The following is a 12,203-nucleotide window of genomic DNA, read 5'->3' as shown; positions in this document are numbered from 1 at the left end:
CTCGGGACCAGTGGACCAGGCGAGACGGGATAGCGAGCACCGGTGCGAACACGACGTAACCCGCGGACCAAGCGCGTACGGCAGAGACTGCTGGGCGCCCTGCTGATCTGCGCCGTCACGGTCCTGGCCGCCTCTGCCCCGGGCGTGGCCACGGGCGTGCGCGATCTGGCCGAGTCCCAGCGGCTGGTCGGCATGGCGCGGCTGGAGGCCCAGGCGGTCTCGTTGTCCCACGCCCTGGCCGACGAACGCGACGGCATGGCCGTCTTCGTGGCCGGCGGCCGCTCCACCGAGGGCGGCACGGGCGTCTCCGAGGCCCAGCGGGAGCGGGTCGACCGCCAGGTCCAGGAGGTGCTGACGACGGCGGCCGACACCGACACCGACGACGCCCCGGCCTTCGCCGACGCGACCGCCGAGGTCGTCCGGCAGCTCGGGGAACTCCCCGCCGTCCGGCAGAAGGTGCTCTCCGGCCCCGGCTCCGGCGAGGCGGCCGTCGCGGCCTACGACCCGGCGATCCGGGCGCTGAACGGGGTCGGCGCCGCCGTCGCCCGCTCGCTGCCCGCCCGCGGCGCCTCCGCCGACACCACCGCGCTGCCCGGACTCGCCCGCGCCGTCGACCAGGCTTCCGTCCAGCGCGGCCTGCTGGTCGGCGCGCTCACCGCGGGCGGCGAGGAGTCCGCCCTGGTCACTGCCGCGCAGACCGCCGCCGTCAGCGAGCGGTCCGCGCTCGCCGACTTCCGCGGCGGGGCCTCGCAGGCCGCGGTCGAGCAGTACGACCAGACGGTCACCGGCTCCGACGTCAACCAGGCCGACAAGCGCCTGAACCAGCTGCTGAACAGCTCCTCGCTGTCCGCCGCCGACCGCGCGCTCAAGCCGCGAGCGGTCCAGGCGGCGCTCTCCGCGCGGATCGACATGATGCGCGGCGTCGAGTCCTCGCTCGCCGCCGCCGCCGCCGACCGGCTCGCCGCGCTGCGGGACGACGACGTGACGGCCCTCGAACTCCACGTCGCCCTCGCCTCCGTGTGCTTCCTGCTCGTCCTCGGCGTCGGCGTCTCCACGGCCCGCTCCATCACTCGGCCGGCCGCCGCGCTGGGCCGCTTCGCCCGCGGGGACGTCCCCGCGGGCGAGCAGGTCAGGATCGTCGGCTCCGACGAGTTCGCGGCGACGGCCCGGGCGGTCAACGCGCTCCGCGCCGAGGTCGCCGGGCTGCGCGAGCGCGTCGCCGCGCAGGACGCCGAACACACCAAGCTCCAGGGCGTACGGGACGCCCTCGCCGCGGAACGCGACCTGCTGCACGGCCGGCAGGAAGCGCTCACCACGCGCCTGGGCGACCTGCAGGGCAACGTCCACGGCACCTACGTCAACCTGACGCTGCGCACCCTCGGTCTGGTCGAGCGCCAGCTCACGCTGATCGAGCGGCTGGAGGAACTGGTCCACGACCCGGACGAGCTCGCCCAGCTGTTCAAGCTGGACCACCTGGCCACCCGCATGCGCCGCAACAGCGAGAACCTGCTGCTGCTCGCCGGAGCCGAACACGGTCACGCGCAGCCCAAGCCCGTCCCGCTGGTCGACGTGGCGCGCGCCGCGGTCTCCGAGATCGACAAGTACGAGCGCGTCCGCATCCAGCAGCTGCCCGCGGGACGCATCGCCGGCTTCGCCTCCGACGACCTGAGCCACCTGGTCGCCGAGCTCCTGGAGAACGCGGCCGCGTTCTCCCCGCCGGAGACCGAGGTGGAGCTGTCCGGCTGGATGCTGGAGAGCGGCGAGCTGATGCTGTCGGTCGAGGACCAGGGCATCGGCATCCCCACGGCCCGGCTGGACGAGCTCAACGCGCTGCTGACGCAGGCCGATCCCGCGGAGCAGGCCTCCGGCGGCGAGGCCACCGGCATGGGCGTCTACGTCGTCGCCCGGCTCGCCGCCCGGCACGGCATCCGCGTCCAGCTCCGCGACGCCAAGCGCGGCGGCACCACCGCCGTGGTGGTCGTCCCCGCGGCGCTCACCGCCCCGGCGGAGGACCCGGACGGCCCGCAGACCCCCGTGGAGGCGGCCGTCGCGGGCGAGCCGTGGCAGCCGGGCACGGCGCTGCGGAGCGCACGCGACGAGCAGGCCGGGAAGGCGGAGCGGACGGCACCGGCGGCCGTGGAGCCCGTGGCGGAGCCGTCGCCCGATGAGGCGCCCGGTCCCGGGGGCGACGCCATCGAGCACGCCCGCGCCGACCAGCCCGCCCCCGCCCCGACACCGGCCCCGGAAACCGCGTCGGCACCGGGCGGAGCCGCCGAGGCGCCCGCTGCGCCGCCCGCGGCACCGGCTCCGGCCTCCGTGGAGATGCCGGACGGCGTGGCGCTGACCGCCAAGGGGCTCCCGCAGCGGGTGCCGCGGTCCACGGGGCTGTCGGGTGAACCGCAGCTCCGTGGGCGGGCCCGGCAGGGCGGCGGGGTGGACCCGGAGGAGCTGCGGCGCAAGCTCGGCGGCTTCGCCCGGGGCCTGCGCGACGGCCGGGCGGAGGCCGAGGCCGAGACGCAGGAGATCCGGCGCGGCGTGCCCGCGCCGAGGACGGCCGCGGACGCGGCCGCGGCAGAAGGCAGTTCGGGGGGACACCAACAAGTCGAAGCCGAAGGCGTCGAGGAGGCACGCGGTTGATGTCGGCCGGTACGGACACCCAGAGTGAACGGGGCCTGAGCCACGAGGCACGTAGCCTCCAGTGGCTGCTGAGCAATTTCGTGGAGGACGTGCCCGGGGTCCGCTCCGTGGCCGTCGTGTCCTCGGACGGACTGCTGCTGCTGACCTCGGAGCCCGAGGACGAGGCCGACGCGGCTGACGAAGGCGCGGAGGACGGCGCGGCCGGACGCCCCAAGGGCCCGGCGGGCACCTCCGCCGACCTGGCCACGGTGGTCTCCGGCATCGCCTCGCTGACCGACGGCGCCGCGCGCCTGATGGACGGTGGCGGCGTGCGCCAGACGGGGGTGGCGATGGAGAACGGCAGCGTGTTCGTGATGACGATCGGGGACGGTTCGCTGCTCGGCGTCCACGCGGACGCCGAGTGCGACATGAGCGTGGTGGCCTACCACATGGCCCTGTTCGTGGGCCGGGCCGGCCACGTGCTCACCCCGGCGCTCCGCACGGAGCTGCGCCAGGCGATCGAGGGGGGCCGCTGATGCGCCGTCCGGTGATCGCCGCGGCCCGGGCGGCCGCCGTCCTCCCCGTACGGGGTGCCGGGCGCAGGGCCGCCCGGGTACGCCCGTACGCGCTGACCGGCGGCCGTACGTCCTTCGGCCACGTGCTGCTGGTGGAGACCTTCGTCGCGACGATCGACGCCTCCACCGAACGCAGGGAGCTGACCTCGGGCAGCTGGGCCGAGCGCGTCATGCCGGAGATGCGGGCCATCGTGGAGCTGTGCCGCCGGATGCGCTCGGTGGCGGAGATCTCGGCGCTGCTGCGCATGCCGCTCGGCGTCGTCCGGGTGCTGCTCAGCGACCTGGCCGATCAGGGAAGGATCCGCGTGTACGGGACCGGGCACGGGCCCGGCGCCCCCGATCGCGCACTGCTGGAGAGGGTTCTCGGTGGACTTCGCAGGCTCTGACATGTCGTCCCTCGCGGAAGAAGACGGCCTGCAGGAGTGGCAGCTGGACGTGAGCCAGGCCCCCACCTCGACCAAGATCGTGGTGGCGGGCGGCTTCGGCGTGGGCAAGACCACCTTCGTCGGCACGGTCTCGGAGATCACCCCGCTCACCACCGAGGCGGTGATGACCAGTGCCAGTGAGGACATCGACGACCTCGGGTCCACCCCGGACAAGACCACCACCACGGTGGCGATGGACTTCGGCCGGATCACCCTCGACCGGGAGCTCGTGCTCTACCTGTTCGGCACCCCCGGCCAGCAGCGTTTCTGGTTCATGTGGGACGACCTGGTGCGCGGGGCGATCGGCGCCGTCGTCCTCGCCGACACCCGCCGCCTGGCCGACGCCTTCCCGGCACTGGACTACTTCGAGAGCAGCGGCCTGCCCTACGCCGTGGCGGTCAACCGCTTCGAGGGCACCACCGCCTACGACGAGATCGACGTCCGCGAGGCGCTCGCCGTGCCGGACGAGATCCCGGTGGTGATATGCGACGCCCGCGACCGCCAGTCGGTGATCCAGGTACTGCTGGCCCTGGTCAAGCAGGCCCTCGTCGCCCAGCCGGAGTAGCAGTCTTCCGGCGGGGTCGTGGGGACGCCCGCCGGACGCATCCCAGCCGCACCGTACGAGAGAGCATGCCGCCTTGCGCAAGATACTGATCGTGGGAGCCGGCCAGTCCGGGCTCCAACTGGCCCTGGGCCTGCAGTCCCGGGGATACGAGGTCACCGTCATGTCCAACCGCACGGCGGACGAGATACGCCAGGGGCGTGTCATGTCCACCCAGTGCATGTTCGGCACGGCGCTGAGCCACGAGCGCGACCTCGGCCTCGGCTTCTGGGAGGACCAGACCCCGCGGATCGAGGGCTTGGGGGTCTCCGTCGCCGCCCCCGACGGATCACGGCCCGTCGACTGGGTGGGACGGCTCGACGCGTACGCGCAGTCCGTCGACCAGCGGGTGAAGATGGCCGGCTGGCTGGAGACCTTCGTCGAGCGCGGCGGCAAGCTGGTCGTGCACGGCGTGACCGTCGGCGACCTGGACTACTTCTCCCGCGCCTACGACCTGGTGATGGTCGCGGCGGGCAAGGGCGAGCTGGTCTCCATGTTCGGCCGGGACGCCGAGCGTTCCCCGTACGACAGCCCGCAGCGTGCGCTGGCCGTCGCCTACGTGCACGGCCTCGGCCCGCGTCCGGAGCACCCCGACTTCCACGCGGTGCGGCTCAACATGGTGCCCGGCGCCGGCGAACTGATCGTGATCCCGGCGTTCACCACCTCCGGCCCCTGCGACATCCTCTTCTGGGAGGGGCTCCCGGGCGGTCCGCTCGACGTCTTCGGCGGCGTCAAGGACCCGCAGGAACACCTGCGCATCACCCTGGAGCTGATGGAGCGCCACCTGCCGTGGGAGCACGACCGCGCCCGTGACGTCGAGCTGACGGACGCCGGCGGCACCCTGGCCGGGCGTTTCGCGCCGGTGGTCCGGCACCCCGTCGCGGAACTGCCCTCCGGCGGGCTGGTGCTGGGCGTCGCCGACGTCGTTGTGGCCAACGACCCGATCACCGGGCAGGGCTCCAACAGCGCCTCCAAGTGCGCGGCCGCCTACCTCGACGCCATCGTCGAGCACGGCGACAAGCCCTTCGACCGGGACTGGATGGAGTCCGCCTTCGCCCGCTTCTGGGCCACCGCCGAGCCGGTGACCAAGTGGACCAACGCCCTCCTCGGCCCGCCGCCGGAGCACATTCTGGGCCTGATCGGTGCCGCCGGGCAACTGCCGGCGGTCGCGAACCGCTTCGCCAACGGCTTCGACGATCCGTCGGACTACGAGTCGTACTTCTACGACCCCGGGGCCACCTCCGCCTACCTGGCCTCGGCCGCCGGGGCCTGACGGCCTAGGGCCCGTCGTCACATTGCCGCCTGCCCCGCGCCGCTCCCCCAGCCGGCGCTGGGAGGTGCCCCCAGGCACGGCACTCCCCCCAGCCTTCGGCCAGGGGGAGTTGTCGAGTCGTCCGAGTAGCCCACTACGAGGACGACTCTCCGCCTTGCACCGCACTTGGGGGTACCTCCCAGCGGAGCTGGGGGAACCGCGGGGCCCGCCCTCCGGGCGGCCGACGTCAATGTGACGGCAGGCCCCAGGGGCGCCGGCGGTGCACGCCGCCGGCGCCGGACGGCCCGCCGCCCTCAGCCCCGCAGGCGCGTTCGCTGCATCGCGGCGAGCCGCAGCACCATGGCGATGCACAGCGCCCCGGCCAGGACGTAGAGCGCGGCGCCGGCCGTCTGCACCGCGGACGGGCCCGTGGTGGCGGAGGGGGAGGCGAGGAGCTGCGCCGCCACGAAGAGCAGCCACCACGAGGTCAGCAGCACACTGGTGCGCCGGGGGCGTCCGGGCGGGGAACTGGCGGCCCAGATGTCGTTGATGATCCGCTTGGGCAGGACGAAACCGACCAGCGGTATCAGCCACGCGCCCGTGGTCCAGCCGCGTCGCATCCGGTGGCCGCCGGGCGCCAGCGCCTCGGCGTTCACCCGCATCTGCCACAGCCAGCGCAGGAAGACGACTCCGGTGAGCACGAAGGCGAGATGGCTCAGACCGGTGAGGGTGACGACCTCGTCGCCACGCGCAAGGGCGGCGGCCGAGCCGCCGGCGGCGCGGTCGAGGAGCAACCGGGCGACGAGCAGCGCGGCGTTCACCAGTACGCAGGCCCCGAGCGCGGCCACGACGAGGACGGTCGTCGCCTTCGGGACGAAGACCGGCTCGCCCTCGGCCGGCCGCACGGGCGGGGACATGACGGTGGCGTCGTCGTGGGTCACGAGGCCGCAACCTATTGCCGGCCCCGCCATCCGGTCCAGTGCCGCCCGCGTCCCGGCAACCGGGCCCGGCGCGGGGCGGCCGTCCGGGCGCCCGGGGTCCCGCCTTGGCACCTCTGCGGGGCTGTGAAACGCTCGTCGTACGGGACATCTGTCCGGCGTCCGCACACAGATCCCGCACGGCCGGGCCTGGTCGTCCGCCGCAAGGCCCCTGGTCCGGGCTCCCGTACGGGAGAGGGAACAGCCATGACGACGACCGAGCACGACCGCGACGGCCACCGTGACCCCACCCTGTACCGCACCCCGGCGGACGCCGTCGCCGCGCCCGCCGAGAAGCTCGCCTACGTCGTCGGTTTCGACCCGGCCGGGGAGCGCCCGGACGCGCTGTTCACCGTCGTCACCGATCCGGGATCACCGGTGTACGGCCAGGTGGCCGCCCATGTGGAGATGCCCGACCGGGGCAACGAACTGCACCACTTCGGCTGGAACGCGTGCTCGAGCGCGCTGGCCCACGCCGGCCACCACCACGCGGCGCGGCGCTACCTGATCGTCCCGGGTCTGCGCTCCTCCCGGCTGCACGTCCTCGACACCTGCCCCGATCCCACCCGCCCGCGCCTGGTCAAGGTGGTCGAGGCCGGGGAGCTCGCCGCCGGGGCCGGTTACTCGCGGCCGCACACCCTCCACTGCGGCCCCGACGGGGTGTTCCTGTCCTGCCTCGGCGGCGCGGACGGCGCGGACGGGCCCGGCGGCGTCGCACTGCTGGACCACGAGACCTTCGGCGTGCTGCGGGCCTGGGAGAGCGAGCGCGGACCGCAGTCGCTCGCCTACGACGTCTGGTGGCACCTGCGCGAGAACATCGCCGTGACCAGCGAGTGGGGCAGCCCCTCGATGATCGAGGACGGGCTCGTGCCCGAACTGCTGCTGGACCGCCGCTACGGGCACGCGGTGCACTTCTGGGACCTGGACACGGGCCGGCACCTGCAGCGCGTCGATCTGGGGGACGAGAACCAGATGGTGCTGGAGCTGCGTCCCTCGCACGACCCCGAAGCCACCTGGGGGTTCGTGAACACCGTCGTCGACGTCGAGGACCTGTCGGCGTCGGTGTGGCTGTGGACCCGGGAGGGCGGCGACTTCACGGTCCGCAAGGTGATCACCCTGCCCGCCGAGCCCGCCCGCGCGGAGGACCTGCCCCCCGCGCTGCGGCCGTTCGGCGCCGTGCCCCCGTTGATCACCGACATCGACCTGTCGGTGGACGACCGCTGGCTGTACGTCTCCGCGTGGGGGACCGGTGACCTCCACCAGTACGACGTGGGCGACCCGCTCCGGCCGAGGCGGACCGCGTCCGTGCGGCTGGGCGGCATCACCGGCCGGCAGACGCACCCCGCCGAGCCGGACGTCCCGCTGACCGGCGGAGCGCAGATGGTCGAGCTCAGCCGCGACGGACGGCGGGTGTACGTGACGAACTCCCTCTACGCTGCCTGGGACGCGCAGTTCTACCCCGAGGGCATCGACCCGTGGATGGTCAAGCTCGACGCCGACACCTCACGCGGCGGGCTCCGCGTCGACAGCGGCTTCTTCCCGCACGGCCCGGACTTCCGGGGACTGCGGGTGCACCAGACGCGCCTGGAAGGCGGCGACGCCTCCTCGGACTCGTACTGCTACCGCCGCTGACCGCCGGGCACCGTCACCCGGCGACGTCCACGACGACCTTGCCCCGGCCCTCGCCGCGCTCGACCACGCCGTGCGCCTCGGCGGCCGTGGCCAGGGTGAAGCGGCGCGGGTCGACCAGCGGCCGCAGCGCCCCGGCCTCGGCGAGGGCGGCGGCCTCGCGCAGGATCTCGCCGTGGTGCTCGCGCCCGCGGCCGGTGAGCATCGGCAGCAGTGTGAAGACCCCGGAGTAGCTGGCACCGCGGAAGGACAGCGGCGCGAGGCTGTGGCTGCCCCAGCCGAGGGCGCTCACCACATGACCGGTGTAGGTGCGCACCGCGGTGAAGGAGGCGTCGAGCGTCTCCCCGCCGACGGTGTCGACGACGACGTCGAAGCCCTCGCCGCCGGTGTGCTCGGCGACGTAGGCGTCGACCGGGGTCGCGGTGCGGTCGATCGGGGTCGCCCCGAGGGCGGCGATGGTCTCCAGGCTGCGCGGCGAGCCGGTGGCGAAGACCTCGGCGCCGCGGGCCCGGGCGAGCTGGACGGCCACGTGCCCGATGCCGCCGGCCCCGCCGTGGACGAGCACCTTCTGTCCGCCGTGCACGCCCGCCCGGTCCACCAGCCCCTCCCAGGCGGTGATGAAGACCAGCGGGAGCGCCGCTGCCTGACGCATCGTCAGCGCGGCGGGCTTGCGGGCCAGCAGCCGGGCGTCCACGGCCGCGTACTCGGCCAGTGACCCCTGGAGGTCGCCGACCCCGCCGGTCATGCCGAAGACCTCGTCCCCGGGTGCGAGGCCGGTGACGTCCGCCCCGACCTCCTCGACGACACCGGCCAGGTCGAGGCCGAGCACGGCGGGCGGCCGGATGCGGGCGTGGGCGGCCTTCCCGGCACTGATCTTGGTGTCCAGGGGGTTCACCCCGGAGGCCGCGATCCGGACCAGCGCCTGGCCGGGGCCGGGTGCGGGGGTGCGGATCGCGCCGAGGACGAGGGGGCTGCCGAACTCTTCCAGCAGGTCCGCGCGCATGGTGGTGGCCACCGGGGGGCGGGAGGAGGTCATCGGATGTCCTTTCGAACGGACAGGTCTGTTTGATTCGGGTCGAAGGAACGCCCTCGTCCTCATGGTGCGGACGAGGGCGGGGCCGGGATCAGACGGTGGGCGGGCAGGCCCGCTCGACCGCGGCCCGCGCCGCGGCCTTGGCTGCGGCCGGCATCGCCGGGTCCTGTTCGAGCTTGCCCGCGGCCAGGGTGCCGTCGACGAGCAGGGTCAGCTGCAGTGCCAGCTCGTCGGGGTCCGCGGCGCCGGCCGCCTCGGCCAGCCCGCGCACCCATGCCCGCACGGCCTGCTTGTGCGTCAAGGTCACCTCGTGCGGCAGGCTGCCCGGCTCGCTCTCCGCGGCGGCGTTGATGAAGGGGCAGCCGTGGAAGCCGTGGCGCTCGTACGAGGCGGAGACGGCGTCGAACAGGCCCACCAGTTGCTCGCGGGGATCGTCCCCGGCCGCCAGCGCGGCGGCGCGCAGCCTGCCCCGCCAGGAGTCGTCGACCCTGCGCAGGTACGCGGCGGCCAGTTCGTCCTTGGAGGGGAAGTGGACGTAGAGCGTGGACTTGGCCACGTCCGACTCGGCGATGATCCGGTCGATCCCCACGCCGCGCAGGCCGTGCGCGGCGAACAGTGCCTCGGCCGTGGTCAGTATGCGCTCGCGCGCCGGGGGGCGCTTCGCCGTCGTGGGCATGGTGCTCACCGTGGTCCTCGCCGGGGCCCGGCGGGCCCCTCACGGCAAAACTAACAGACAGGTCTGTCCGATGCCGCTGAGGTCCTGGTCACACCGCGGCCTCAGGAGTTCGAGGCGCCGCCGAGCGGAGTCGGGTCGTGGGCCGACTTGGGGGCGACGGGGGAGATGTAGTGCTTCATCGACGGGTCGTCGGAGTCCGGCCGGACGGCGCCGAGGACCGGGTTGGCGGCGATCGGGGAGATCTTGACGAAGCCACCCGGGCGAGGGGCCTGGATGACCATGCCGTTGCCGATGTACATCGCCACGTGGGTGGCGCCGGGGAAGTAGACCACCAGGTCGCCGGGGCGCAGCAGGTTCAGCGGGACGTGCGGCAGCTGCTTCCACTGCTCCTGGCTGGTGCGCGGGATGGTGGTGCCCGCGTGCTCCCAGGCCTGTGAGGTCAGGCCCGAGCAGTCGTACGCCTTCGGGCCCTCGGCACCCCAGACGTAGGGCTTGCCGATCTGGGCGTAGGCGAAGCTCAGCGCCCGGTTGCCGGCCTTCGACGGCGCGAGTGCCGTGCTGCCGAGCCGGCCGGACCGCAGGAAGGCCGCCTGCGCCTGGTCGATGCCCTGCTGCTCCAGCTGCTGGAGGTCCTCGATCTGGGCGCCGGTCAGTCCGGCGAGGATCCGTTCGACGTCGGCCAGCTGCCGCTCGATGTCCTCCTTGGCCTCGCGCTGCTTCTCCTCCAGCTGCTCCGAGCCGTCCAGCGCGTGCTGCTGGGCCCGGTTGAGCGCGGCGATCCGCTTCTCGCCGTTCTCCAGCTGGGCGACGAGCTCGGCCTGGCTGCCGGCGGCGCGGTCGAGCATGTGCCCCTGGGTGAAGGCGTCCTGCGGGTCGTTGCTGAGCAGCAGGTTGAGGTACGGGGAGACGCCACCGGACTTGTACTGTTCCCGCGCCAGCTGCCCGGCCAGGGCGCGGGCGTCACTGAGCGCGGTGCGCTCCTCGGCGAGCTGGTGGTCGAGGCGGTCGGCCTTGCTCTGGTTCTCCTCGAGCTCGGCCTTGGCCTGGTCGTAGGTCTCGGTGGCCTGCTCGGCCTTGTGGTAGAGGTCCTGCAGCTGCTCCAGCAGCACGACGAGCGTCCGGTCGTCCGGCGCCGGATCGTCGGGAGCGGCGTAGGCCTGGGCGGGGATCCCGAGCGCCGCGGCGGCCAGCAGCGTCCCGCAGACGAGTGCCCTGCGCACCCACTCCTTGGGCCGGTGTGCTGCTGACATCCCGTCACCTCCGCCTGTTCCACCGATACCTGCGGGTAGATCCTTACATGATCGGGTCGGCTACGACAGAGGGACGGGCCGGAACGGGCGGCTCCGCCGGTCGCGGAGCCACCCGTTCGTCCGGCGTCATCCGAAATAGGTGTCGAAGTTCCGCTGGAATTCCCAGTTGCTGTACTTGTCCCAGTTCACGGACCAGGTCATCAGGCCGCGCAGCGCGGGCCAGGTGCCGTGGGTGGCGTAGCCGCCGCAGTTGACCTGCCGGGTAAGGCAGTCGAGCGCCTTGTTCACCTCGGCCGGGGTGGTCCAGCCGTTGCCCGCGTTGCTGCTGGCGGGCAGGCCGACGGCCACCTGCGACGGGGAGAGCGGCGGGAACACCCGGGAGGTGTTGCCCGCGACCGGGAAGCCGGTGAGCAGCATGTCGGTCATGGCGATGTGGAAATCGGCGCCGCCCATCTGGTGGTACTGGTTGTCCAGTCCCATGATCGGCCCGGAGTTGTAGTCCTGGACGTGAAGGAGCGTCAGGTCGCCGCGCAGGGCGTGGATCACCGGCAGGTACGCGCCGGCCCGCGGGTCCTGGGCGCCGTTCGGGCCGGGGCCGTAGAACTGGTACCCGAGCTGGACGAAGAAGGTCTCGGGGGCCATGGTCAGCACGAAGGCGCCGCCGTACCTGGCCTTGAGGGTCTTCAGCGCGGAGATCAGGTTGACCACGACCGGGGTCGTCGGGTTCCTGAAGTCGGTGTCACCGGCGTTGAGGGAGAGCGAGTGGCCCTCGAAGTCGATGTCGAGGCCGTCCAGTCCCCAGGTGTCGATGATCTTGCCGACGGAGCTGACGAAGGCGTCGCGGGCGGCGGTGGTGGTGAGCTGGACCTGGCCGTTCTGGCCGCCGATGGAGATCAGCACCTTCTTGCCCTGCGCCTGCTTGGCCTTGATCGCGGCCTTGAACTCCGCGTCGGACTCCACGTTCGGGCACTCGGCGACCGGGCAGCGGTTGAAGCGGATGTCGCCGGAGGTGGTGGAGGTGGGCTCGCCGAAGGCGAGGTCGATGTAGTCCCAGCTCGCGGGGACGTCTGCCATGCGGACGTAGCCGGAGCCGTTGGCGAAGCTGGAGTGCAGGTAGCCCACGAGGGCGTGGGAGGACGGCGTCGGATCGGTCGGGGTGGGGGTCGGCG

Annotated in this window: 11 protein-coding genes; 6 read left to right on the top strand and 5 right to left on the bottom strand. The window is 73.3% G+C overall.

The window, feature by feature from the left end:
- The first annotated feature begins 42 nt into the window (after window positions 1-42).
- The 5 genes from PV341_RS23000 (at window position 43) to PV341_RS22980 (ending at window position 5,490) form a co-directional block, all read left to right on the top strand.
- On the top strand, window positions 43-2,637 hold the full coding sequence (locus PV341_RS23000) for a sensor histidine kinase (RefSeq protein ID WP_500358881.1): 2,595 nt from the start codon (window positions 43-45) through the stop codon (window positions 2,635-2,637).
- Window positions 2,637-3,152: a roadblock/LC7 domain-containing protein gene (locus PV341_RS22995; RefSeq protein ID WP_500325535.1), complete on the top strand. Its 516-nt coding sequence runs from the start codon at window positions 2,637-2,639 to the stop codon at window positions 3,150-3,152. Before PV341_RS23000 ends, PV341_RS22995 begins: the two co-directional genes overlap by 1 nt.
- The gene (locus PV341_RS22990; RefSeq protein ID WP_499513934.1) at window positions 3,152-3,577 is read left to right on the top strand and encodes a DUF742 domain-containing protein; all 426 of its coding nucleotides are present in this window, start codon (window positions 3,152-3,154) and stop codon (window positions 3,575-3,577) included. Before PV341_RS22995 ends, PV341_RS22990 begins: the two co-directional genes overlap by 1 nt.
- 1 nt (window position 3,578) lies before the next feature.
- Window positions 3,579-4,181 (top strand): GTP-binding protein, encoded by a 603-nt coding sequence (locus PV341_RS22985; protein ID WP_499513935.1) that lies wholly within the window; start codon window positions 3,579-3,581, stop codon window positions 4,179-4,181.
- Between the two features lie 73 nt (window positions 4,182-4,254).
- A complete protein-coding gene (locus tag PV341_RS22980; protein WP_500358880.1) occupies window positions 4,255-5,490 on the top strand; it encodes a styrene monooxygenase/indole monooxygenase family protein in 1,236 nt (411 codons plus the stop codon).
- Between the two features lie 293 nt (window positions 5,491-5,783).
- Here the strand turns inward: PV341_RS22980 and PV341_RS22975 are convergent, their stop codons facing one another.
- On the bottom strand, window positions 5,784-6,410 hold the full coding sequence (locus tag PV341_RS22975; RefSeq protein ID WP_500325530.1) for a DUF4328 domain-containing protein: 627 nt from the start codon (window positions 6,408-6,410) through the stop codon (window positions 5,784-5,786).
- A gap of 243 nt (window positions 6,411-6,653) precedes the next feature.
- Between PV341_RS22975 and PV341_RS22970 the strand changes: the two genes are divergently transcribed.
- Entirely contained in the window at window positions 6,654-8,078 is a 1,425-nt protein-coding gene (locus tag PV341_RS22970; protein WP_500325528.1) for a selenium-binding protein SBP56-related protein, read from the top strand.
- Between the two features lie 13 nt (window positions 8,079-8,091).
- On the opposite strand, the gene PV341_RS22965 is transcribed toward PV341_RS22970, so the two are convergent.
- From PV341_RS22965 to PV341_RS22950, 4 genes are all read right to left on the bottom strand, one after another.
- Entirely contained in the window at window positions 8,092-9,111 is a 1,020-nt protein-coding gene (locus PV341_RS22965; protein WP_500358878.1) for a zinc-dependent alcohol dehydrogenase family protein, read from the bottom strand.
- A gap of 88 nt (window positions 9,112-9,199) precedes the next feature.
- Window positions 9,200-9,784, bottom strand: a complete 585-nt coding sequence (locus PV341_RS22960; protein ID WP_500325524.1) for a TetR/AcrR family transcriptional regulator — start codon at window positions 9,782-9,784, stop codon at window positions 9,200-9,202.
- Between the two features lie 101 nt (window positions 9,785-9,885).
- Window positions 9,886-11,034 carry a C40 family peptidase gene (locus tag PV341_RS22955; protein WP_500358877.1) on the bottom strand — a complete coding sequence of 383 codons (1,149 nt, stop codon included), beginning with the start codon at window positions 11,032-11,034 and terminating at the stop codon, window positions 9,886-9,888.
- Between the two features lie 126 nt (window positions 11,035-11,160).
- A partial coding sequence (locus PV341_RS22950) for a chitinase (RefSeq protein WP_500358876.1) occupies window positions 11,161-12,203 on the bottom strand: 1,043 nt, incomplete at its 5' end.

This window comes from Streptomyces sp. PA03-1a, from assembly GCF_033792805.1.
In the GTDB taxonomy this organism is placed as follows: Bacteria; Actinomycetota; Actinomycetes; order Streptomycetales; family Streptomycetaceae; genus Actinacidiphila.
The sequence above is the reverse complement of the archived record's forward strand: the minus strand, read 5'-3'. Positions and strand labels throughout refer to the sequence as shown.

What these genes read in the sequence shown, in the direction of transcription:
- PV341_RS22995 (WP_500325535.1), top strand. Translation starts at nt 2,637, where the DNA reads ATGTCGGCCGGTACGGACACCCAGAGTGAACGGGGCCTGAGCCACGAG.
- PV341_RS22955 (WP_500358877.1), bottom strand. Translation starts at nt 11,034, where the DNA reads ATGTCAGCAGCACACCGGCCCAAGGAGTGGGTGCGCAGGGCACTCGTC.
- PV341_RS22990 (WP_499513934.1), top strand. Translation starts at nt 3,152, where the DNA reads ATGCGCCGTCCGGTGATCGCCGCGGCCCGGGCGGCCGCCGTCCTCCCC.
- PV341_RS22965 (WP_500358878.1), bottom strand. Translation starts at nt 9,111, where the DNA reads ATGACCTCCTCCCGCCCCCCGGTGGCCACCACCATGCGCGCGGACCTG.
- PV341_RS22960 (WP_500325524.1), bottom strand. Translation starts at nt 9,784, where the DNA reads ATGCCCACGACGGCGAAGCGCCCCCCGGCGCGCGAGCGCATACTGACC.
- PV341_RS22970 (WP_500325528.1), top strand. Translation starts at nt 6,654, where the DNA reads ATGACGACGACCGAGCACGACCGCGACGGCCACCGTGACCCCACCCTG.
- PV341_RS22985 (WP_499513935.1), top strand. Translation starts at nt 3,579, where the DNA reads ATGTCGTCCCTCGCGGAAGAAGACGGCCTGCAGGAGTGGCAGCTGGAC.